The 22,183-nt window shown below is 68.8% G+C and carries 19 protein-coding genes; 9 read left to right on the forward strand and 10 right to left on the reverse strand.

Annotated features, from left to right (window positions below; genetic code table 11):
• Window positions 1-126 precede the first annotated feature (126 nt).
• From ACHMXA_RS18885 to ACHMXA_RS18895, 3 genes are all read left to right on the forward strand, one after another.
• The gene (locus ACHMXA_RS18885; RefSeq protein WP_395316164.1) at window positions 127-1,998 is read left to right on the forward strand and encodes a M48 family metallopeptidase; all 1,872 of its coding nucleotides are present in this window, start codon (window positions 127-129) and stop codon (window positions 1,996-1,998) included.
• 81 nt (window positions 1,999-2,079) lie between these two features.
• Window positions 2,080-3,375, forward strand: a complete 1,296-nt coding sequence (locus tag ACHMXA_RS18890; RefSeq protein WP_395316165.1) for an MFS transporter — start codon at window positions 2,080-2,082, stop codon at window positions 3,373-3,375.
• 166 nt (window positions 3,376-3,541) lie between these two features.
• Window positions 3,542-3,706: an HHHH-motif protein gene (locus tag ACHMXA_RS18895; protein ID WP_176664156.1), complete on the forward strand. Its 165-nt coding sequence runs from the start codon at window positions 3,542-3,544 to the stop codon at window positions 3,704-3,706.
• A gap of 78 nt (window positions 3,707-3,784) precedes the next feature.
• Here the strand turns inward: ACHMXA_RS18895 and ACHMXA_RS18900 are convergent, their stop codons facing one another.
• Window positions 3,785-4,405 carry a pyridoxamine 5'-phosphate oxidase family protein gene (locus tag ACHMXA_RS18900; RefSeq protein WP_395316166.1) on the reverse strand — a complete coding sequence of 207 codons (621 nt, stop codon included), beginning with the start codon at window positions 4,403-4,405 and terminating at the stop codon, window positions 3,785-3,787.
• Complete coding sequence (locus tag ACHMXA_RS18905) at window positions 4,402-5,571, reverse strand: MFS transporter (RefSeq protein WP_395316167.1); 1,170 nt, start codon at window positions 5,569-5,571, stop codon at window positions 4,402-4,404. The genes ACHMXA_RS18900 and ACHMXA_RS18905 overlap by 4 nt, the downstream gene beginning before the upstream one ends.
• Before the next feature lie 78 nt (window positions 5,572-5,649).
• On the opposite strand from ACHMXA_RS18905, the gene ACHMXA_RS18910 reads away from it, so the two are divergent.
• Window positions 5,650-6,537, forward strand: coding sequence for a LysR substrate-binding domain-containing protein (locus ACHMXA_RS18910; RefSeq protein ID WP_395316168.1), 888 nt, complete (start codon window positions 5,650-5,652; stop codon window positions 6,535-6,537).
• Here the strand turns inward: ACHMXA_RS18910 and ACHMXA_RS18915 are convergent.
• Window positions 6,534-7,400: an NmrA family NAD(P)-binding protein gene (locus ACHMXA_RS18915; RefSeq protein WP_395316169.1), complete on the reverse strand. Its 867-nt coding sequence runs from the start codon at window positions 7,398-7,400 to the stop codon at window positions 6,534-6,536. The genes ACHMXA_RS18910 and ACHMXA_RS18915 overlap by 4 nt on opposite strands.
• Before the next feature lie 138 nt (window positions 7,401-7,538).
• Here ACHMXA_RS18915 and ACHMXA_RS18920 point away from each other — a divergent pair, with 138 nt between their 5' ends.
• Both ACHMXA_RS18920 and ACHMXA_RS18925 read left to right on the forward strand, forming a co-directional pair.
• Window positions 7,539-8,477, forward strand: coding sequence for a LysR substrate-binding domain-containing protein (locus tag ACHMXA_RS18920; RefSeq protein ID WP_395316170.1), 939 nt, complete (start codon window positions 7,539-7,541; stop codon window positions 8,475-8,477).
• 57 nt (window positions 8,478-8,534) lie between these two features.
• On the forward strand, window positions 8,535-9,758 hold the full coding sequence (locus tag ACHMXA_RS18925) for an MFS transporter (protein WP_395316171.1): 1,224 nt from the start codon (window positions 8,535-8,537) through the stop codon (window positions 9,756-9,758).
• Window positions 9,759-10,021: 263 nt separating this feature from the next.
• Here ACHMXA_RS18925 and ACHMXA_RS18930 read toward each other — a convergent pair whose 3' ends face one another.
• From ACHMXA_RS18930 to ACHMXA_RS18955, 6 genes are all read right to left on the reverse strand, one after another.
• A complete protein-coding gene (locus ACHMXA_RS18930; protein WP_395316172.1) occupies window positions 10,022-10,843 on the reverse strand; it encodes a DNA/RNA non-specific endonuclease in 822 nt (273 codons plus the stop codon).
• Window positions 10,837-12,252 carry a trypsin-like serine peptidase gene (locus ACHMXA_RS18935; RefSeq protein ID WP_395316173.1) on the reverse strand — a complete coding sequence of 472 codons (1,416 nt, stop codon included), beginning with the start codon at window positions 12,250-12,252 and terminating at the stop codon, window positions 10,837-10,839. Before ACHMXA_RS18935 ends, ACHMXA_RS18930 begins: the two co-directional genes overlap by 7 nt.
• A gap of 110 nt (window positions 12,253-12,362) precedes the next feature.
• Window positions 12,363-12,899, reverse strand: a complete 537-nt coding sequence (locus tag ACHMXA_RS18940) for a methylated-DNA--[protein]-cysteine S-methyltransferase (protein ID WP_395316174.1) — start codon at window positions 12,897-12,899, stop codon at window positions 12,363-12,365.
• Window positions 12,899-14,131 (reverse strand): YbfB/YjiJ family MFS transporter, encoded by a 1,233-nt coding sequence (locus ACHMXA_RS18945; RefSeq protein WP_395316175.1) that lies wholly within the window; start codon window positions 14,129-14,131, stop codon window positions 12,899-12,901. Before ACHMXA_RS18945 ends, ACHMXA_RS18940 begins: the two co-directional genes overlap by 1 nt.
• Window positions 14,132-14,198: 67 nt before the next feature.
• Window positions 14,199-17,276 carry an FAD-binding and (Fe-S)-binding domain-containing protein gene (locus tag ACHMXA_RS18950; RefSeq protein ID WP_395316176.1) on the reverse strand — a complete coding sequence of 1,026 codons (3,078 nt, stop codon included), beginning with the start codon at window positions 17,274-17,276 and terminating at the stop codon, window positions 14,199-14,201.
• A gap of 57 nt (window positions 17,277-17,333) precedes the next feature.
• Window positions 17,334-18,029, reverse strand: coding sequence for a GntR family transcriptional regulator (locus tag ACHMXA_RS18955; RefSeq protein WP_176664166.1), 696 nt, complete (start codon window positions 18,027-18,029; stop codon window positions 17,334-17,336).
• 120 nt (window positions 18,030-18,149) lie between these two features.
• On the opposite strand from ACHMXA_RS18955, the gene ACHMXA_RS18960 reads away from it, so the two are divergent.
• From ACHMXA_RS18960 to ACHMXA_RS18970, 3 genes are all read left to right on the forward strand, one after another.
• Window positions 18,150-19,391 (forward strand): pyridoxal-phosphate-dependent aminotransferase family protein, encoded by a 1,242-nt coding sequence (locus ACHMXA_RS18960; RefSeq protein WP_395316177.1) that lies wholly within the window; start codon window positions 18,150-18,152, stop codon window positions 19,389-19,391.
• A gap of 85 nt (window positions 19,392-19,476) precedes the next feature.
• Window positions 19,477-20,454: a tripartite tricarboxylate transporter substrate binding protein gene (locus ACHMXA_RS18965; RefSeq protein WP_126181873.1), complete on the forward strand. Its 978-nt coding sequence runs from the start codon at window positions 19,477-19,479 to the stop codon at window positions 20,452-20,454.
• A gap of 30 nt (window positions 20,455-20,484) precedes the next feature.
• Complete coding sequence (locus ACHMXA_RS18970; protein WP_395316178.1) at window positions 20,485-21,255, forward strand: fumarylacetoacetate hydrolase family protein; 771 nt, start codon at window positions 20,485-20,487, stop codon at window positions 21,253-21,255.
• On the opposite strand, the gene ACHMXA_RS18975 is transcribed toward ACHMXA_RS18970, so the two are convergent.
• Window positions 21,204-22,166: a LysR substrate-binding domain-containing protein gene (locus ACHMXA_RS18975; RefSeq protein WP_395316179.1), complete on the reverse strand. Its 963-nt coding sequence runs from the start codon at window positions 22,164-22,166 to the stop codon at window positions 21,204-21,206. The two genes, ACHMXA_RS18970 and ACHMXA_RS18975, sit on opposite strands and share 52 nt — an antisense overlap.
• Window positions 22,167-22,183: the final 17 nt, after the last annotated feature.

Here is a 22,183-nt window from a genome sequence, read left to right on the forward strand (position 1 = left end):
GGCCGGTGCCTCGTGCCGCTTGACGCAGCGCCCCGCTTCACTGCATGCGCCGTGCCCGCTACGCTATCGCCTTCCCGGACCGTTCATAACAACTCACAGCACTAGTCATCCAGGAGAAGATTGCCCATGGCCCTTGCCCGCACGGTACACGCCGACCTCTTTCGCGTGTTCGTTCTCACGCTCGTCTCGCTGTTCGCCATTCCGGCGGCCACGCTCGCCTTCACCGAATACGCACTGCGCTCGCAGGACGCCGAGTTCCTGCAGGCAATGGAAACCCGCATCGCCACGGACGCACGGCTCTCCGCCGCGGACAAGGCCGAAGCCACCGCGTTCTACCGCAGCCACCAGCTCTCCAAGGCCTGCGACGCCACCGCGCCGGAAGACAGGAACTTCCACGACAAGGTGTGCACCCCCTACTCGATGCACTGGCAGTTCCACTGGGCCGACCGCGCCGCCATCTGGACCATCGTGCTCGGCGCCGCGCTGCTCGCAGCGGCGCTGGTGCTGGGCGCGCTGGCATTCGCCAACCGGGGCCTGCGCTACGCCAGCTTCGTCGCGGGCTGGCGGCTCATGACGGTCTCGAGCGCGGTCGAGGTGGTGCTGCAGAGCGCGATGCTGGTGTGGCTGTCTTTCTGGCTCACGGCGTATTTCTGGCACAGCTACTACGTCAAGCTCATTGCGCTGGCGGGCATCGCGGCCGGCGCGGCGGTGTTCTATGCGATCTACACGCTGTTCAAGAAGCTGCCCTCGGGCAACGAGATCGAGGGCGAACTGGTCTCGCAGGCCGACGCGCCGCGCCTGTGGGAGCGCATCCGCCAGCTCGCCACCCGCGTGAAGACGGCGCCGCCCGACCAGATCGTGGCCGGCATCGACACCAACTTCTTCGTGACCGAGGCACCGTGCGAGGTCAAGGGCCGCGCCCTGCAGGGCCGCACGCTCTTCGTGAGCCTGCCGCTGTTGCGCGTGCTCGACCAGACCGAAGCCGACGCCGTGCTCGCGCACGAGCTCGCCCACCTGGGCGGCGGCGACACCCGCAGCAGCGCGGCGCTGGGCCCCAAGCTGCTGCAGTTCGATCAGTACACCTGGAAGATGCGCAGCGGCGGCCTCACCATCGTGGCCCACTACCTGCTGCGCCTGTACCGCATGATCTTCGCCTTCGCGCTGGCGCGCGACAGCCGTGAGCGCGAATACAAGGCCGACCGCGTGGCCGCCGGGCTCACCGCGCCACACGCCATCGTGCAGTCGCTCATCAAGATCTCGGCCTACGCGAGCTACCGCAACGACGTGGAGCGGAAGCTCTTCGAGCAGGACCGCGAGCACGACGGCGCCCTCGGCATCGCCCGCTTCGTCGCCGACGGCCTGCCGCCGTACGCGAACTCGCCGGCCTTCATCGAGGCCATGAAGACGGCGGACGTGCCGCACCCCTACGACACCCACCCGCCGCTGCTGGAGCGCATGCGCAACGTGGGCCATCACGTGCCCGAGAGCGCCTACGGCGGCATCGTCGCCACCGCGCCGCAGGCCTCGTGGGCCGACGAGATCGAGACCGCCCACGCCATCGAGCAGCGCCTGTGGAGCGAGTACGAGCAGCGCTTCGTGCAGAACCACGAACTGAGCCTGGCCTACCGCTACGAACCCGCCACCGAGGAAGAGCGCGCCGTGGTGCTGCGTCACTTTCCGCCGGTGGGCTTCGCGCTGAAGAACGGCGAGCGCGTCGACATCAGCTACGAAGGCATCCACCCCAGTGCCAACGGTGCCGACGCCGGCTCGACCATCCCGTGGGACGAGGTCAAGAACCTGACCTACAAGGACGGCAGCTTCGGCGACACCCTCATCGTCACCCACTTCGACAAGGGCATGCTGGGCGCGCGCACCACCAAGGTGAAGCTCGCGGGCCTCGGCAAGCAGAAAGAGAACCTCAAGGGCGTCGTCGGCCATTACTGGCGTCGCCACCAGATCATGAGGGCCCAGCAACAGCAGCATCGACAACAGCAGTGACACCGGCGGCGGCGGCCGCCCTCCCCCTCCCGCTTTCCCATCGGCCTCCACAAAATCATCCAACACCGGAGACAAGCAACCATGAACCCCGTAGAACAGAGAACCATCTCGAAGATCAGCTGGCGACTGCTGCCGCTTCTGATGGTGAGCTACTTCATCGCCTACCTCGACCGCGTGAACCTCGGCTTCGCCGGCGCGGCCATGTCCAAGGACCTGGGCTTCACCGCCGCCGTGTTCGGCAGCGCGGCCGGCATCTTCTTCCTGGCCTACTTCCTCTTCGAGGTGCCGAGCAACATGGCGCTGGAGCGCTTCGGCGCGCGCCGCTGGATCGCCCGCATCATGTTCAGCTGGGGCGTCCTCTCGGCCGCGCAGGCCTGGGTGGGCGGCTCGACCAGCTTCAACATCGTGCGCTTCCTGCTGGGCATCGCCGAGGCCGGCTTCTTCCCGGGCGTGATCTTCTACATCACGCTGTGGTTTCCAGCGGCGTACCGGGCGCGCATCGTGGGCTGGTTCATGTTCGCCATCCCGATCTCGACGGTGATCGGCTCGCCCATCTCGGGCTACATCCTCAACATGGACGGCATCGGCGGCATGCACGGCTGGCAGTGGCTGTTCATCCTGGAGGCGCTGCCCTCGCTGGTGCTGACCTTCTTCGTGCTGATGTACCTGCCCGACGGCCCGAAGGACGCCAAGTGGCTGACCGACGAAGAGCGCAGCTGGCTGCAGCGCACGCTGGACGCCGAGCGCGCCAACCGCGAGTCGATCAACAAGATCTCGTGGAAGCAGTCGCTGCTGAACCCGCGCGTCATCGGCCTGGGCTTCGTCTACATGGGCATCACGGTGCCGCTGTACGGCCTGAGCTTCTTCCTGCCGCAGATCATCAAGGGCTTCGGCGGGCTGGGCAACGTGGAGATCGGCTTCATCAACGCCTTCCCGTACCTGGTTGGCGCCATCGCCATGCTGTTCTGGACGCGGGCTTCCGACGCGCGCAAGGAGCGCAAGTGGTTCCTGCTGATTCCGCTGGCCTGCATCTTCCTGGGCCTGGTGCTGGCCGCCCAGACCTCCGCGCCGGTGCCGAAGATGGCGGCGGTGACGCTGGCCGCCTTCGGCATCTTCAGCGCCCTGCCCACCTTCTGGACGCTGCCCACGGCCATCCTCAGCGGCACGGCGGCCGCGGCTGGCATCGCCTGGATCAACTCCATCGGCAACCTGGGCGGCTACATCGGCCCGACCATCTTCGGCACGCTGAAGGACAGGACGGGCAACGACTTCTACGCGGTGCTCTTCCTGGCGATGCTGTCGGCGGTGGCCGTCGGGCTGGTGCTGATCATCGGCCACGACGCGCGCACGGAGCAGGCAGCGCCCGGACAGGCCTGACGCGGCGCTGCCCGGGCGTCATTCCAGGTACCGCGATCGGCGCGGTTTCACGCCCGCGCCGTCATCAACTGTCATCTGAATGTTGCATCGAACGTTTTACAGGAGCGCCCGTTGCCCGTTCAGCGACGCAAATCCTCGATCGATGCCTTTGCTTAGAAAGAACCTCATGAAGACCAAGCATTTCATCCTCTCCAGCATCCTCGCGTTCGCCGGCCTCGCCGTGCTGGCACCGAGCATCGCCTCCGCCGCGCCGCACCATCACCCGAAGAAGCACAAGGTGTGCAAGTGGGATGCGCGTCATCACCACCGCGTCTGCCACTGGGTGCGTTGATCCTGGCGGTACAGCCCGCCCCGCGAAAAAGCCCGCATCAGCGGGCTTTTTCATGGGCGAAAGGGATGCGGCGTCGGGTCAATACAGCGTCGCACGCTGCCGCGCCGGCAGCTCCCGGTCGTAGGTTTCCCCGTCGAAAGCCGCTTCGGTCAGCGCCGACAGGATGGCGCCGGGCGTCGGCACCTCGCGCTTCGCATCCGTCGGCAGCGGCGCCCACAGCTTCGAGCGCTGTATCGCCCGGGCGCACTGGAAGAACACCGTCTCCACCGTCACGCGGATCACGCACTGCGGCGGCTTGCCTTCCATGGCGAAGCGCTCCAGCAGCGCCGGCTCGACCGAGATCTGCGCCCTGCCGTTGACCCGCAGCGTCTCGCCCACGCCGGGAATCAGGAACAGCAGCGCCACGCGCGGGTCGGCCACGATGTTGCGCAGGCTGTCAATGCGGTTGTTGCCGCGCCGCTCGGGCATCAGCAGCGTCCTCTCGTCCTGCACCGCGACGAAGCCCGGCGGATCGCCGCGCGGCGAAGCGTCCAGCCCGCCCGGGCCGATGGTGGCGAGCACCGCGAAAGGCGAAGCGGCGATCAGCGCCTGGTAGCTGGGGTGCAGGTACGGCACCTCCTTCTTGAGCGATGCCGCGCCGGGCAGCCCGAACAGGGCTTCGAGCTGGGCGATGGTTTCGATGGCGTGGGAGGTCGTCATGCGCTTTCCTGCTGGATGTTGGTGGATTGTGGCGAGGCGCTGCTCCATCCGCAGGCCAGCGCCGCCAGCGCAAGCAGCAAGGCAGCCACGCCGTAGATCCACGGCGGCGAGGCGATCGGCAGCAGCAGCCCCGCGATCAACGGCCCGGCCCCCGCGCCGATGTCGCGCCACACCGAGCGCGCCGCCAGCGCCTGCACGCGCTCCGGTCCCGGCGTGCGGCGGGCGACGATCGGCGGCAGCAGCGGCAGTTGCAGCGCGCGCAGCACCACGATCAGCGCCGCGCAGCTCCAGAGCCAGCCGAACCCGAAGCCGACGAGCGCGATGGCGGTGACGAGCGAAAGGCTCACCAGCAGGCGCTCGGCGCCGAAGTGCTCGGCCATGCGCCCGCCGACCGGGCTCAGAAGAATCTCCGCGAGGTAGCGCAGCGCCATCAGCACGCCGGCGACGATGACGGCGCCGCCCGGCAGCAGGTCCTTGCCCAGATAGGAAAGGCCGACGATAAAGAGCCCGTCCAGCGCCAGTCCTTCCATGAACGACCAGCTGTCCAGGCTGTTGGGCAGCTTGAAGCGCCGCGCCGGCTTGGTCACCGGATGGGGCGCCGCGGGCAGCCGCCGCGTGACGAAGCACGCCAGCAGCGAGAACACCGCGAGGATCGCGAAGATCGCGCGCGGCCCTGTCCAGTGCGCCAGCAGTGCGCCCAGCGGCAGCGCGAGCACCGGCCCCATCGCGATGAAGGCGCGCGAACGCCCGTTGCGCCGCGCCGCGCCCACCGGGTCGGCCGTGGCCAGCGCCTGCGTCGACAGGTTCAGCGCCGCGAAGCACAGGCCCCACGTCAGCCGCAGCGGCAGCAGCGCCCAGAAGCCCGAGAGCGTGGCGTAGCCCAGCCCGCACACGGCCGCTGCCACGACGGCGATGGTGCAGGTCAGCCGGTCGCCGTTGCGGGCATAGAAGCGAGCGACGAAGCCGTAGCCCGCGATTCGCACCAGCCGGTTGGCCGCGAGTAGCATGCCGGCCTCGGCGAGCGTCACGCCGAACTGGCTGGCGTACATCGGCAGCAGCAGGTAGAGCACCACGTCGGCCGGCAGCGAAAGGCCGAGGGCCATCGCCGCATGGCGGGAGTTCAAATCGGCGGGGGATGTTGGAGAGGCGGGGGCGGTGCGTGACATCGAGCCTCGATGGTGCGCCGCCACGCGCCGTGGCGACAAACGACATTAACGCCCCTCATGCGTGAGAAAATCGCACGCATGCCGCTTCGTGAGCCCCCTTTGAACGCCGTGCGCGCCTTCGCCGCCGCGGCGCGCCACCTCAGCTTCACGCGCGCGGCCCTCGAACTGCACGTCACGCACAGCGCCGTGAGCCGGCAGATCAAGAGCCTGGAGGAGGTGCTCGGCGTCGCGCTGTTCGAGCGGCGCATCCGCCAGGTCGCGCTCACTGCCGAGGGCCAGCAGTTCTTCGCCGAGGTGCAGCCCGCGCTCGCACAGATCAACGCCGCCGCGCGGTCGCTGCAGTCGCAGGGGCCGGCGCGCGCGGTGCGCATCAACGTGCGGCCCTCCTTCGCGGTGCGCTGGCTCATTCCGCGCCTGCCCTCCTTCGTCGAGCGCTTTCCCGAGATCGAACCGCAGGTCGTGACCAGCACCGTCATGCCCGAGGAAGCCGTCGGCAGCTTCGACATCGCGGTGCGCCGCGGCCTCGAAGGCTGGCCTTCGTCGATGGAAGTGCGGCCCTTTCTCGAAGACGAGGTGCTGGTGGTCGGCGCGCCCGCGCTCTTCAAGACCCATCCGCTGCCCGACCTGCGCGCCCTCGCCTCGCACGTGCTGCTGTCTGCCCGCACCCGCAAGGACGACTGGGACGACTGGAAGAAACAAGTCGGCGCGCCGCGTGCCCGGCCGGCGGGCCGGCTGCAGTTCGACCACCTGCACTTCGTGCTGCAGGCGGCAGTCGACGGACTGGGCATCGCGCTCGCGCCGACCTCGCTGGTGTCGCACGACCTGGCCTCGGGGCGCCTGCAGTCGCCGCTGCCCGAGTTGCGCATGACGCTGGAGCGCTACTACTACGGACTCGCGCCCGATGCCGCGCCGGAGGCGGCCTATGTGGCCGAGTGGTTCGAGCAGATGCAGGCCCGGGGCGCCTAGCCGGCTTGGGCAATCAGCGAGCGGATCACATCCGCCACGCCCGCCCCGCCCTTGCGCACGCTCGCATCGTTGCCCTCGAAGCGGATCCATCCTTCGTTGAAACCGTCGAGCATCTGGATGCGCGGCACCGGGTCACGCATGCCTTGCGCCCGGAAGATCGCACCCCAGTTCTCGCGCGGGACCGCCTCGGCGCGCACCGGTCGGCCCAGCACTTGCGAGAGCGCCGCGGCAATGTCGTGCTGCGTCAGCCGCTGCGGTCCTTCGAGCTCGACGACGTGCGGCAGCTCTCCCTCGTGCAGCAGGAGCTCGGCGGCGAGGCGGCCCACGTCGGCCGTGGCCACCATCGGCACCGCGCGGTCGAGTGGCTGGAGGTAGCTGGACAACACGCCATGCTCGCGGGCCTGCGCGATGTCCCAGCGCAGGTTCTCCAGGAACCAGGCGGGCCGCAGGAAGGTGACGGCAAAGGGCAACGTGCGCAGCGCCTCTTCCATCAACGTGCGCTGGCTCAGCAGATTGGGCTGGGCCGCCTGCGCGCCGACCGTAGACAGGCACACCACCCGCGCCGGCCGAGTTGCATCCAGCGCCTGGCGCAGCGCGGCGTTCTCCGCCTTCACTTCGGGAAAGCCCGGCTCGGGGTCGAAGTTGGGTGGCGGCAAGACGAAGACGCCGGCCGCGCCCGAGAAAGCGCGCGTCAGCGCCTCGGCATTGTGCATCTCGGCGACGGCGATCTCGCAGCCGAGTGCGGCCCAGGGGCCGCCCTTGCTTTCATCGCGAACGACCGCGCGAACCGGCTGCCCTTCGGCCAGCAGGGCGCGCGCGACTGCGCCGCCGACCTGGCCCGTGATTCCGGTGATTGCGTACATGAGAGTTCCTTGTTCCTGGCTTGATTCGATGGGTTGGCATTGGTGACGCATGCGACGGGACGAATCGTAGGAACGGCTCATCTTTGAGTAAAGCGACCCCGCGGCATATCATTCATGACACCTGATCACGAATAGAAAATGCCCCTCGACGGACGCCTCCTCTCCAACGTCAGCGTGCTGGCCGCCGTGGTCGAAGGCGGCAGCTTCGCCAGCGCCGCCAATGCACTGGGTCTCACCCCGTCCGGCGTGAGCCGCGCCATCGCGCGCCTCGAGGGCCGCATCGGCATACGGCTGTTCGACCGCACGACCCGCTCGCTGAGCCTCACCGACGAGGGCCGGCAGCTCTACGCCAACATCAATCCGCTGGTGCTCGGCATCGAGGACGCGGTGACGATCGCCGCTGGCGCATCGGGCGCGGTGCGCGGGCGCCTGCGCGTCAACACCGACGCCTTCACTTCGCGCCTGCTGCTCGCGCGGCACCTTCCGCGCTTCCTCGCCCAATACCCCGAACTCACGCTGGAGCTGATCGCACGCGACCAACTCGGCGACCTGGTGGCCGAGGGCTTCGACATCGCGGTGCGCTTCGGCGAGCCGCCTTCGTCGTCGCTCGTTTCCCGCAAGCTGATGGATTCGCGCGTGGTCACGGTGGCTACGCCGGCTTACCTCGCGCGGCACGGCCGTCCTGCAAAACCGGCCGACCTCGCCGGCCATGCCTGCCTCCAGGTGCGCAACCCGGCCACGGGGCAGCCGTATGCGTGGGAGTTCCAGCGCGGACGCAAGCTCGTCGAAGTGCCGACCGCGGGGCGGCTGCTGCTCACCGATCCGGGCACCGTGCTGGAGACGGTACTTTCCGGCATCTGCGTGGCACAGATCAAGGCGGTGGGCATCCAGCCGCAGCTCGACGGCGGCGAGCTGGTCGACCTGTTCCCCGACTGGCCCGACGAGCGGCTTCCGCTTTACGCGCTCTATCCGTCGCGCCACCTGCCGGCGGCGAAGGTGCGTGCCTTCATCGACTTCGTGATGGAGGTGGTCTCGCCGGCAGCGAAACCGATGCCGAAGCCAAAGCCACAGCGCTGACGCTCGCTGGTCCGGAAACGGCCAGCCCGCAACGCCTTCCGCCCGCACGATGCGGGCATGACTCCAACACCGCTGCCCCGCTCCTTCCGCAACCTCGCGTGGTCCAACCTCGCCGCGCAGTCCGCCGAACAGCTGAGCCTCGCGGCCGTACCGCTGGTCGCGGTGCTGGCGCTCGGCGCCGGGCCCGGCGAGATCGGCTTTCTGGCGGCCGTGCAGACGCTGCCCTTCCTGCTGGTCTCGATGCCCATGGGCCTGCTCGCCGACCGCATGTCGCGCCGGCGGCTGATGGTCTGGGCCGAGGGGTTGCGCGCAGTGTCGCTGCTCGTGCTGCTGGCGATGGTGTTCGCGTCGAAGCTCGGCATCGGCTGGCTGGCGGTGCTCGGTTTCCTGGGGGCCGTCGGCACCGTGGGCTTCAGCGTTGCGGCACCCGCGCTTGTGCCGGCGCTCGTGCCGCGCGACGCATTGGCGGCGGCCAACGGCAGGCTGGAGCTGGCGCGCAGCGCGGCCTTCACCGCCGGGCCTGCGCTGGCGGGCGCACTGGTCGCATGGGCCGGCGCATCCGCTGCGTTCGTCTTGGCCGCCGTGCTCTCGGCGGCAGCGGTGGTCCTGCTGCTGCGATTGAACGAGGCGCCACGCGAGCCCTCCAGCGGACGGCATCCGCTCCTCGAAGTGCGCGACGGCGCGCGATTCGTCTGGCAGCACGAAATGCTGCGCCCCATGCTGCTGACCGGCGCGGTCTTCAACATCTCGTGGTTCGTGCTGCAGGCGGGTTACGTGCCGTATGCCGTGCGCGTGCTCGGGCTCGGCGCCCAGGCAGTCGGCTTCACGCTGGCGATGTATGGCGCGGGCATGGTCGTGGGTGCGTTGCTCACGCCGCGCGTGGTGGCCCGCCTGCCGTTCGGCCGCGCGATACAGGTCGGCCCTTCTGTCGCCGTTCTGGCCGCCGCGGCGATGGCCGCCACGCTCGTCGTGCCGACCGCGACGCTGGCGGCGCTCTCGTTCTTCCTGTTCGGCGCGGGGCCGATGGTCTGGGTCATCACATCGACCACGCTGCGCCAGAGCGTGACCGCTGCCACGATGCTGGGCCGCGTGTCGGCCGTGTTCCTCACGATCAATGCCGGAGCCCGGCCCATCGGTGCCGCGCTGGGCGGCCTGGTCGGCGCGGCATGGGGAGAGCCCGCGTGCCTGCTACTGGCGCTTGCGGGGTTCGGGCTGCAGGCGGCGATCATCTTCGCCTCGCGCATCGCGATGCTGCACAGGCTGCCGATGCCGGTCGGCTAGGGCCTGTTCACACTATTTCCGGGGTCGCGTTGGTGCTCCAAGGGGCTGGCTGCAAGGCGCCTGTGCGCAGCAAGGCTGAAGCCTTGCAAGCGCGGGCAACGCCGCAGACGGCCCCTTGGAGCGCCAACCCTGCGGGAAGGGCGGCAAGGGCGGGCCACTCGGCGTTGCGCTCCTAGCGTGTGCGCATGCACACGCGTCGTCACGCGCCTTGATTGGCCCGCCCTTGCTGCCCTTCGTGACCCCGGAAATAGTGTGAACAGGCCCTAGTCCTGCTGCTCGGGAAGCACCATCGACTCGAGCGAATCCAGCGGCAGCCAGCCGTCCGGCGCTTCGGCCAGCGCCGATTCCTGCGCGCGAACCCTCGTGCGTCTTCTCACGGGCTTCTTCGCAAGCGGATCGACCGTGGAAAGCGAAAAGATCCTCCTGGCGGGGCCACCGGTGAAGCTCAGTCCGGTGAGCCGCTCGACCTCGTCGATGCGGACCTGGAATGTCTTGTAGGCATCGAACGGGACCTCCCGCGCCGCCTCGATGCCGAACTCATCGATGACGCCGGACTGATCGAGGATGTAGGCCGTGGCGAAGAGCGCCCCCTTCGACGTGATCGCCGCGACGACTTTCCAGAAGCGCACCGGATACTGGATCTTCGGATACCTGTCCCAGGCCGGGTCGCTCTCCTCGAGGATCGGCCCCGTGATGACCTGGGCCCTGAACTGGTCGAGCTTGATCGCGTCCTCGAATATGTGGCGCTCGATGCCCTGCCAGAGCTCCTTGTTCTGGTTGAACTTCGAGTGCTGCGGCGTGCAGTTGGTCCAGTGGCAGGTGTCGGCCGCGCTGGTGAGCGCGGCGAGCCGGCTGCCGCCGTACTCCATGTCCTCGCGGCGCGTCAGGTGCCCGCGGTCGAACTGGTTGTTCTCGTAGTAGAAGTTCGTCAGTTGCGCGCTGGCGGGAATGCGCGGGTCCTGCCTCCACACGTCCGCCGGCCGGGGCAGCTCGAAGCGGCCGCTGAAGTCGACGTTCGCGGCCGAGTAGAGAGCCAGGCGCCGGGCCTTGTGCATCACGAGGCTGTAGCCGTGATAGTTCAGCACGTTCTCGCCTCGGGCGGCGTCGACCAGTTCCGCGGTCTCCTTGGCGAGGGCCTTTCCGAGCAGCGGCAGGTGTACCGACAGTTCAGGCTTGCCGGGCGCGAGGAAGCCGCTGTCGAAGCCCTTGCGGTCGTCGTAGGTCGCATTGAAGGGTACGTCGATGGCCGGCGCGGGTTTCTTCTTCGCCTTGGCGCCGGACGCTTCGAAGGCGTCCAGCGATTCGCGGGCCGCGGGGCGGGGCCGGAACGCAGCACCGCGACGCTTCCGTCCGCCTCGATGCCCAGCGTGACCGTGAGCGTCCTTCTTCCACCAGATTGCATGTCGTTCATGGTCGTCTTCCGGTTTGGGGGTTGCTGAATGAGCGGGCCGGGAGCCGGCGTGGTCCCGGGAACGTGAGTCGACGTCGACTGCAGCAGGTCGACCGAAGGCAGCATCAGCCGCGAGTTCTCCGGGGTGGCCCCGAAGACCGGCTGCAGCAGCGGATGCGCGGGAAGAGCCGACTGCAGCGTGTCGACGATGCGCGAGATGCGGATGCCCTCGTTGGCGATCCACTTGATGTCCTGCTCGCCGTCCGTCCTGGGGTCGTAGTCGCGGCCCGAGATGGTCTGCGTCCGGCCGTCGCGTTCCTGAGGTACGCCGCTGTGGTGGAGCGCGACCACATACCAGTCGTTGCTGAAGACCGGGGAGCCCGATGAGCCGCCGAGCGTATCGGTCGAATACCAGAGCACGTCGTCCGTGCGCTTGAGAAGCTTGTTTTCGCGCACGCACACCTGTTTGCGGTCGCCGTTGGGGTGCTGGATGATCGTGAGCCACTCGCCGTCCGAGACCTTGCCGGTGGCGCCGACGAGCGGCAGGAACCCGTAGTGCGCGAGCTGGCCCTCTCCCACCGTCGAGGCGGCGGCGACGGCCACGACGGTGAAGTCGAGCCCTTTCGACGTGAAGAAGAGCGCCTGTGTCTCCAGGCCGTAGGTGACCGCGTTGAGCGCCGTGCCGTCGATGTCGAGCTCGAACTCGAACTGGGCCTCGGAGCGGCGACAGGCTTCGATGGAAGGCAGGACGTGGTTGTTGGTGATGAGCACGCCCGGCGCGATCAGGAATCCGGTGCCGTAGCCGCCGAGCCGCCCGGCCGTGTCCCTGATGACGATCCGGCCGACCGCCTTCGCGGCCCGTGCGCCGCGGGCCAGGTAGTTGACGTCCTGTATCTCGCTGCCGGCAATGATGCGCTCGTAAGCGACGGCGGATTTCTCGTCATCGCCCAGGCTCTCTCGCAGGAAGTTCCTGCGGTCCTCGAGCTGCTTGAACGTACCTAGATCGCGCGGCGTCTTGTCTCTTGCGTAGTCGGCAAGAGATTGCAGGTCGACGCCTTCGCTTCGCTCCCGCGCCTTCTCGATCTGCTCAAGCCAGAGTTGCACGTCGCGCCCCCTCGTCCCGTGAGGGTTGCCACTGTGCTCGCTCGCTGCAGCCTCCGCATCCCCATTTCGAGGGATGGCTTAGGCACTACGCCGCCTGGCCGATCATCGGATCAGAAAAGCGATGCCATCCCGTTAGGCCGCGCATCCTCGATGTCGAGCATGCGCAGTTTGGTCAGCGCACCGCCGCCCGCCGAAAAGCCGCCCGGCTTGTTGCCCGCGCCGAGCACGCGATGGCACGGCACCACCGGCGCGAACGGGTTGTGGCCCATCGCCTGCCCGACGGCGCGCGACAGGCCCTTGTCGCCCAGCTCCTCGGCGATCTCGCCATAGGTGCGGGTCTGGCCGGGCGGAATGCGCCGCGCGATCGCGTAGATGCGCTGGTGGAATTCGGACACGCCGCTCATGTCGAGCTCGATGTGGCTCAGGTCGTCGCGCACGCCACGCAGCAGGCCCTGGATGGCCTCGATGGCGCGCTGCGCCATCTCGTTCGGCGGGCCTTCCTGCAGGTCGGGAAAGCGCTGCCGCATGCGTGCCCTCGTGGCGGGCTCGCCGTTGTCTGCGGGCAACTGCACGCCGACCAGGCCATGCGGCCCCCACGCCAGTGCGCACATGCCGATGGTGGTTTCGAACAGGGCAAAGCCGCTCATCACGATGTCTCCCGTTGCAGCGAATGCTGGCGCGACGCGAGCACCGCGCCGAGCCACAGGGCCGTCGCCGAGGCCACGAGCCCGCGCGCCAGTCCGCCCGGGCCGTCGGAGATCCAGCCCGTGACGGTCGGCCCGACGATCTGGCCCAGCGCGAAGATGATGGTGAAGGCGCTGATGCCCTGCGCCCAGCGCGACGGCGGCAGGTTGTGGCGCACCAGCGCGGTGGTCGACGCCACCACCGACAGGAACACCGCGCCGAAGAGCACGCCGGAGATCAGCGCCACCGGCGCCGACGAACTCAGCACCGGCAGCAACGTTGCCACGCCCAGCAGCCCGTTGAGCAATGCCTGCGGCTGCCCGCCGCGATACCGGTCGAGCAGCCCCGCCCACAGCCGCGAAGACGCCACGCAGGCGATGCCGAGCAAGGCATAGAACAGCGTGACGAAGCCGGCACTGGCGCCCTGCTCGCGCAGCAGCGCGATCACGAAGGTCATGTAGCCGATGTAGCCCATGCCGAACAAGGCATAGCCGGCGAGCGCCCAGCCGAAGCGATGCAGCGCGACGGGCGGCGCCGAGCCCGTTGCAGCGACAGGTGCCGCTGGCGTGGCCGGTTGCTCCGGCATCGCGCGGCCCGCCCAGGCCAGCAGGCAGGTGGCCGCCGCGCTTGCCACTGCCAGCGCCCACCACGCCCAGGTCCATCCGTGAGGCACGCCCGCCGCCGCTCGCAGCACCTGCGGTACCAGCAATGCCGACAGCAGGATGCCGAAGCCAGTGCCGCCGTAATAAATGCCCAGCAGCAGGCCGCCGCGCGCCGAACCCGCCTCGCTGAGCCGGGCCGCGAGCAGCCCGCCCGCCACGAACACCCACGCACTGGCCACGCCCGCGAGCAGCCGCTGCAGCAGCAAGGCCGACGCATCGGTGACAAAGCCGCTGCCCGCCATGAAAACGCTGGCGAGCACCGCGCCGAACACCAGCAGCCGCGTCGCGCCGAAGCGCCGCATCAGCGCCGGCGTGCCCAGCGCGCCTACGAGATAGCCGACCGCGTTGGCCGTGTTCATGCCGCCTGCCAGCGCGTAGCTCCAACCCAGGTCGGCGCGCATCGGCGGCAGCAGCAGCGCGTAGGCGAAACGCGTAATGCCCAGCGACACAGCCGCGCCCATCGACAGCGCGAAGGCCAGCCGCAGCGTGGGCTGGGCGGAGATGGGGGTTGGGGAAGCGAGCGTCGTCGGCATTGCGGTGGCGGGCGGCAGGCGAGGCCTATTCTGCGGCAGCCGCCGCCGGCCTGCAGGAGCCCGCCGCTCAACCCGCTTCGGCCACCGGGTCGGCGTGCAGCAGATGCCGCTCCAGCAGCACCGCCACGTGAATCGCCTCGCGCTGCGCACCGTCGCCGATCTGGTGGCGGCAGCTGGTGCCATCCGCCACCACGGTGGCACCCGACTTCGCGCGGATCGCGGGCAGCAGGCTGGCTTCGGCCATCTTCATCGACACCTCGAAATGGCTGGCCTCGTAGCCGAAGCTGCCGGCCATGCCGCAGCAGGAGCTTTCGATGAGCTCGGGCTGCGCGCCAGGAATGAGCTTGAGCACCTCCATCACCGGGCTCACCGCGCCGAAGGCCTTCTGGTGGCAGTGGCCGTGCAGCAGGATCGGAGCCTCGGCAGGCTTCAGCGGCAGCTCGAAGCGGCCTTGCTTGAGCTCGCGCGCGATGAATTCCTCGAACAGCAGCGCATGCCTGGCCACCAGTTCGGCCTTCTCGCCGAAGCCCATCACCAGCGCCTCGTCGCGCAGCGTGAGCAGGCACGAGGGCTCCAGCCCGACGATGGGCACGCCTGCGCGCGCCAGCGGCACAAGCGCATCGATGAGCGCCTCCGCCTTCTTCTTCGCCTCGTCGACCATGCCGCTGGCCAGGAAGGTGCGGCCGCAGCAGTGATGGCCGCCGCTCTTCTCGACCGTGTGCAGCACATAGCCGGCCGCCTGCAGCACGCGCGCGGCGGCGAATGCGTTCTCGCTCTCGAAGGTGCCGTTGAAGGTGTCGATGAAGAGCACCGCCGTCTTGCCGCCTCGCCGTGCGATCGACAGCGCCACCTCGCGCTCGACGAAAAGGCCCGGCTCGTTGGCCTTGGCGCGCCAGAAGGTGTCGCCGCGCCATGCCGGCAGCGAGCGCTTCGCCGAGAAGCCCAGCAGCTTCTCGCCCAGCCAGGCGGCACCGGGCACGCTGTTGCGCAGGTTCAGCAGCCAGGGAAAGCGGCTGGCCTTGTGGGCGTAGTCGGGCAGGTTCGCCACCAGCCTGTCTTTCAGCGTGTGGCCGTGCCGCTTCTTGTAGTGGTCGAGAAACTCGACCTTCATCTTCGCCATGTCCACTCCGGTCGGACAGTCGCGCTTGCAGCCCTTGCAGCCCACGCACAGGTCCATGGTCTCGTGCATGGCTTCGCCGGTGAAGGCATCGGGGCCGAGCTGGCCCGACAGTGCCAGCCGCAGCGTGTTGGCGCGTCCGCGCGTGAGGTGCTGCTCGTCGCGCGTCACGCGGTAGCTGGGGCACATGGTGCCGGCGTCGAACTTGCGGCAGTGGCCGTTGTTGTTGCACATCTCCACGGCCTTGGCGAGGCCGCCCGTGCTGTCGCCGCCGGTGCCGGGCGCGGTGGTCACCTCGGTCACGGGGTCGGCGTCGACGTTCCATGCGGACCAGTCGAGCACCGGCTTGAGTTCGATGCGGCGATACGGCTTGGGCGCCGTGGGTGGCGCGAAGCGGAACAGCGCGCCATCGTCCATGCGCGGCGGGTCGATGATCTTGCCGGGGTTGAACAGGTCGATCGGGTCGAGCTTGCGCTTGATCGCGCGGAAGGCCTCGTTGATGGCCGGGCCGAACTGCCATTCGACCCATTCGCCGCGGCACAGGCCGTCGCCATGCTCGCCGCTGAACGCGCCCTTGTACTTGCGCACCAGCTCGCTCGCCTCCTCGGCGATGGCGCGCATCTTCGCGGCGCCGTCGGTGCGCATGTCGAGGATCGGCCGCACGTGCAGCGTGCCCACCGAGGCATGCGCGTACCAGGTGCCACGGCTGCCGTACCTGGCGAAGACTTCCGTCAGCGCATCGGTGTACTCGGCCAGGTGCTCCAGCGGCACGGCGCAGTCCTCGATGAAGCTCACGGGTTTTCCGTCGCCCTTGAGGCTCATCATGATGTTGAGGCCGGCCTTGCGCACCTCCCAGAGGTTCTTCTGCCGCGCCTCGTCGGGCATCTCGACCACGCTGCCGGGCAGGCCCAGGTCGCCCATCAGCTCGACGAGCCGCTTCAGTTGCGCAAGCAGCGAAGCCTTGTCCGCCCCCGAGAACTCCACCAGCAGGATCGCCGCCGGCTTGCCGATCAGCGCGGTCTCGACCGTCGGCTTGAAGGCCGGGTTGGCCAGGCTCAGCTCGATCATCGTGCGGTCGACCAGCTCCACCGCCGTGGGCCCGAGCTTCACGATGTGCTGGGCCGAGTCCATGGCCGCATGGAAGGTCGGAAAGTTGACGATGCCCAGCACCTTGGCACGCGGCAGGGGCGCGAGCTTGAGCTTCAGGCTGCGGGTGTAGGCCAGCGTGCCTTCGGAGCCGATCAGCAGGTGCGCGAGGTTCACGCTGCCGTCGGCCGTGTAGGACCGCTCGCTCTGGTTGTCGAAGATGTCGAGGTTGTAGCCCGCCACGCGCCGCATGACCTTGGGCCAGTTCTCGGCCATCGCCTCGCGGTGCTGCCGCGCGAGGCTGCGCACGAACTGGGCGATGCCAGCAGCGCGCACGCCCAGCGAACCGACGGTGCCGAACTCGACCAGCTCGCCGTTCGACAGCCACGCGCTCGCGCCCAGCACGTTGTGCACCATGTTCCCGTAGGCGATGGAGCGCGAGCCGCATGAGTTGTTGCCCGCCATGCCGCCCAGCGTGGCCTGCGCGCTGGTCGACACGTCCACCGGGTACCAGAGCCCGTGCTGCTTGAGCTGCGCGTTGAGGTGGTCGAGCACAAGGCCCGGCTCGACGGTGGCCGTGCCCTCCTCCACGTTCACGTCGAGCACGCGGCGGAAATGCTTGCTGTTGTCGATCACCAACGCCGCGCCGGTGGTCTGCCCGCACTGGCTGGTGCCGCCGCCGCGCGCGAGCACGGGCACCTTCAGGTCGCTGGCGACGTCGATGGCGGTGGCAATGTCGCGTTCGTTCGTAGGCACGAAAGCGCCGACGGGCGTGATCTGGTAGATCGACGCATCGGTGGCGTAGCGGCCGCGCGAGGCGTCGTCGAACAGCACCTCGCCCTGCGTCTCGGCGCGCAGGCGGCGCGCGAGCAGTTCGCAGGTCTCGTTGGGCGGAAGAACGGTTCCGGCTGGCTGCATGTGGCTGGCGGGGTCGATGCGCATGGTGGTCAGGTCGCTTTGGCAGGCTTGGCCGATTACTTGGCCGGCTTATTTGGCGGGTTACTTGGCTGATTTGGCAGGTGGATAGATCTCGCCCGCGCGCAGCAGCTCCAGCACGGTGTCGCGCTTGCGCAGCACGTGCGACACGAGCACCTTGCGCATGGCTTCGGCGTCGCGCTTCGAGAGCGCGTCGATCATCTGCTCGTGCTCCTCGACCGCGTGCTTCCACTTCGCCTCGTTCTGGTTGGTGCGAAAGCGCAGCGACTGCACGCGGGCGTTGATGGAGCGGTAGGTGTTCGACAGCACCGGGTTCGCCGCCGCCTCGTTGATGGCGGTGTGGATGCGCGCGTTGAGCCTGTAGTAGCCCGAGAGATCGCGCCGCGAGAAGCAGGCCAGCATCTCGTAGTGCAGCGCGCGCACCTCGGCGAGTTCCTCGTCGGTGATGCGCCGTGCGGCCAGCTCGCCCGACATGCCCTCGAGCATGGCGAGCACCTCGAAGGTGTCGAGCACGTCGGCCTCGGTGAGCTTCACGGCCACCGCGCCCCGGTTGGGCAGCAGGTCGACCAGCCCTTCGGCCGCGAGCAGCTTGATGGCTTCGCGCAGCGGCGTGCGCGACACGTTCAGCTGCAGGCACAGCTCGCGTTCGTTGAGCTTGGCGCCAGGCGCGATGAGCCCTTCGACCAGCATGGTGCGCAGGCGTGCGGCAACCTGGTCGTGCAGCGCGAGCCTGGAGATTTCGATGATTTCGGCAGTCATGGCTTTTCCCTTGAATGTATTTTGAATGCAAAAAAGATGGCCAACAAGCCAGAGATATAAGGGTAAACCATCAATCAAAAATGCATTTTGAATGCAAAACTGAATGCGAAAGGAGAGTTCATGCTGCAACTCGACATCCATCCCACCGGCCGCCACTTCCTTCAGATCCCGGGTCCGAGCCCGGTGCCCGACCGCATCCTGCGGGCCATGAGCCTGCCCACCATCGACCACCGCGGGCCCGAGTTCGGCACGCTGGGCCTGAAGGTGCTGGGCGGCATCCGGCAGATCTTCAAGACGAAGCATCCGGTCGCGATCTATCCCGCCTCGGGCACCGGTGCCTGGGAAGCCGCGCTCGCCAACACGCTGAGCCCGGGCGACCACGTGCTCATGTACGAGACCGGCCACTTCGCCTCGCTGTGGCAGAAGATGGCGACCCGGCTCGGCCTCTCGACCGAATTCCTCGCGTGGTCGGGCGCCGACGCCCAGTTGCCGAACGCACCGAGCTGGCGCCGCGGCGTGCAGGCCGACCTCATCGAGGCCCGCCTGCTCAAGGACACCGAGAAGAAGATCAAGGCTGTGTGCGTGGTGCACAACGAGACCTCCACCGGCGTCACCTCCGACATCGCGTCGGTGCGCAAGGCCATCGATGCGGCGGGCCACCCTGCCCTGCTGATGGTCGACAGCATCTCGGGCCTTGCCAGCGCCGACTACCGCCACGACGAATGGGGCGTGGACGTGTGCGTCAGCGGCTCGCAGAAGGGCCTGATGCTGCCGCCGGGCATCAGCTTCAACGCGCTCTCGCCGCGCGCGCTCGAAGTCTCGAAGACCGCGAAGCTGCCGAAAGCTTTCTGGGCCTGGGACGAGATCGTCGAGATGAACAAGGACGGCTACTGGCCCTACACGCCCAACACCAACCTGCTCTACGGCCTCTCGGAGTCGCTGGACATGATCCTCGGCGAGGGCCTGGACAACGTGTTCGCGCGCCACCAGCGCTGGGCCGCCGGCGTGCGCGCCGCCGTCAACGCCTGGGGCCTGCCGATCCAGTGCGCCGACCCGGCCGTGTACTCGCCCGTGCTCACCGGCGTGATCACGCCCGAGGGCGTGGACGCCGACGCGCTGCGCCGGCTGATCCACCAGCGCTTCGATCTTTCGCTCGGCACCGGCCTGGGCAAGCTCAAGGGCCGCATGTTCCGCATGGGCCACCTGGGCGACAGCAACGACCTGACGCTGGTGGCCATGGTCGCCGGCGTCGAGATGGGCATGAAGCTCGCGGGCATCAAGCTGGCGGGCAGCGGCGTGCAGGCCGCGATGGACCACTTCTCGAGCCACACGGCACCGGCCGCGCTGCAGAAGGCCGCTTAGACGGCATGCAACGCCGCGGACGCGGCACAGGCACGCGGCGCAGCCGGCGCGCATCGGATTTCCACCAACAACGGAGACAAGGAAGATGCAGAGACGTTCGTTGATCCAGGCTGCGGGCGCCGCGGCCGCCACGCTGGGCGTGCCCCGGCTCTTCGCGCAGGAATGGCCGACCGGGCCGGTGCGCATCGTGGTCGGCTTCCCGCCCGGCGGCGGCACCGACGCGCTGGCCCGCGTGGTCGCGCAGAAGCTCACCACCATGTGGGGCCAGCAGGTGATCGTCGAGAACAAGGGCGGCGTGGCCGGCGTGCTCGCGGCCGACTACGTGGCGCAGCAGCCCAGCGACGGCAGCACGCTGCTGATGGCCCACATCAACAGCCACGCGCTCGCGCCCAGCCTGCAGCCCAAGCTGCGCTACAACGTGGAGCGCGACTTCGTGCCCATCGTGCTCGTGGGCGTCACGCCCAATCTGCTGATCGCCAACCCGGCGCAGAAGGCGCTGTCGGTGAAGGACATCGTGGCAGCCTGCAAGGCCGCGCCCGGCACGCTGAGCTTCGGCTCGGCCGGCGCGGGCTCGGCGCAGCACCTGGCGCTGGAGATGTTCAAGCTGCAGGGCGGCGTCGATGCGCTGCACGTGCCCTACAAGGGCAGCGGCCCGCTGCTTGCCGACCTGATGGGCGGGCAGATCCAGTACAGCTTCGAGACCATGACCGCCGCTACGCCCCACGTGAAGAACGGCCGCGTGCTTGCGGTGGCGCAGACGCGCACCAAGCGCGCCAAGGGCCATCCCAACGTGCCGACCATGCAGGAGCAAGGCTTCCAGGGCTTCGAGGCCACCACCTGGTACGGCCTTGCCGGGCCCGGCAAGCTGCCCGCGTCCATCGCGCAGAAGGTGAACCGCGACGTGAACACCGTGCTGGCCATGCCCGACGTGCAGGAACGGCTGGACACCTACGGCGCGGAGGACGGCGGCGGCTCGCAGGACAAGTTCAGGCAGTTCATCGGCACCGAGATCGCGAAGTGGGCGAAGGTGGTGAAGGACGGGAACGTGCACGTCGAGACATGAGGGGACTGCTTTGCTGAGAAGATCCGGAAGATGAATCCATCCCAGACCGCCCTCACCGACGCACTCGTGGCCGCGCGCCGCGGCAACCGCACGCTCGACGCCACGCCCTGGCTCGACACCCTCGAAACGGCCGCGCAAGCCTATGAAGTGCAGGACGCCGTCGCCGCCGCGCTTGGCTGGTTCGACAGCCAGCCCGTGCCACTCGCGTGGAAGTCCGGCGGCGGCTCGCGCAGCGCGACGCTCACGCATGCGCCGCTGCCGCCTGCAGGCGTGCGGCAGAGCCCGGCCGATTTCAGCGATCTCGTGTTCCACACACCCGGCATCGAGGCCGAGATCGCCCTGCGCCTCGGCCAGGACGTGACGCCTGCGCAGGCAGCGAAGCTCGACCACGACAACGCCGCATCGCTGATCGACGCCATGGCGGTTTCCGTGGAGATCGTCGACGCGCGCTGGCAGGACCTGCCTTCCACGCCCGCCCTGCTCCGCCTGGCCGACTCGCAGGTGCACGGCGCACTCGTGATCGGCGAGTGGAAGCCTTTTGCCGCCGTCGACTGGGCCTCGCAGCGCTGCGAGACGAAGATCGGCAATGCAGAAGTGATGGTGCGCGAAGGCACGCACCCGCTGGCCGACCCCGCGTGGCTGCTGCCGATCTGGCTGCGCCACATCACGCGCAACGGCCAGACGGCGCCGGCCGGCACCGTCGTCACCACCGGTTCATGGGTAGGCGTGCTGCCCTGCCGGCGAGGCGATCAGGTGACAGCCGAGTTCCCCGGCATCGGCGCCGTACGCTTGATCGTGTAGCGCCCGCCTCCCACGCCCGAACAGGCCACCAGGAAGTCGAGCACCGCCCGCACCCGCGCGGGCAGCGTGCCGGCCTTGCCGATGTAGACCGCGTGGATCGGCTCCACCTCGGCCGGATTGAATTCCTCCAGCAGCGGCACCAGCCGCCCCGCATCGATGTCGTGCTGTATGTGGTACAGCGACAGCCGCGCCACGCCCGCCCCCGCGATCGCCAGCTGCCGCAGCGTCTCGCCGTCGCCCGCGCGCACCGGTCCGGCCACCGGCAGCCACTGCATGCGGCCGTCCACGCGCAGCGGCCAGTCGGGCGTGTTGCGCCGGTAGCTCCAGCCGAGGCGGTTATGCGCCTCCAGCTCCTGCGGCGTGCGCGGCGTGCCGTATTTCTCCAGGTAGGCGGGAGCGGCGACGATCGCCTGGCTGGTCTCGCCCAGCCGCCGCGCCACGAGGTCGGACGCAGGCAGCTGGCCCCAGCGGATCGCGATGTCGGCGCGCTCGTCCATCAGGTCGACGATGCGGTCGGTCAGCGCGATGTCGAGCGTGATCTGCGGGTGCATCTCCAGCAGCCGCGGCACCAGCGGCACCAGCTTGTGGTGGCCGAACGAGACGCTGGCGTTGATGCTCACGCGGCCGCGCGGCGAGGCGCCGGCCGCGGCGCAGCGCTCCGCCTCGTCCATGTCGGCCAGCACGCGCAGGCTGCGCTCGTAGAACTCGGTGCCCTCGGGCGTGAGCTGCAGCTTGCGCGTGGAACGGTGCACCAGCTGGATGCCCAGGCGCTGCTCGAGCCGCGCCACCAGCTTGCTCACGGCTGAGGGCGTCATGCCCAGCAGGCGCGCAGCGGACGAGAAGCCGCCCGACTCGACCACCTGCACGAAGGCTTCCATCTCTCCGGAACGGTTGACGTCGATGCGCGGCATGGCCTTATTCCAATCTG

Origin of the sequence: Variovorax sp. UC74_104, assembly GCF_044055375.1 — a bacterium.
Classification (GTDB): Bacteria; Pseudomonadota; Gammaproteobacteria; order Burkholderiales; family Burkholderiaceae_C; genus Variovorax.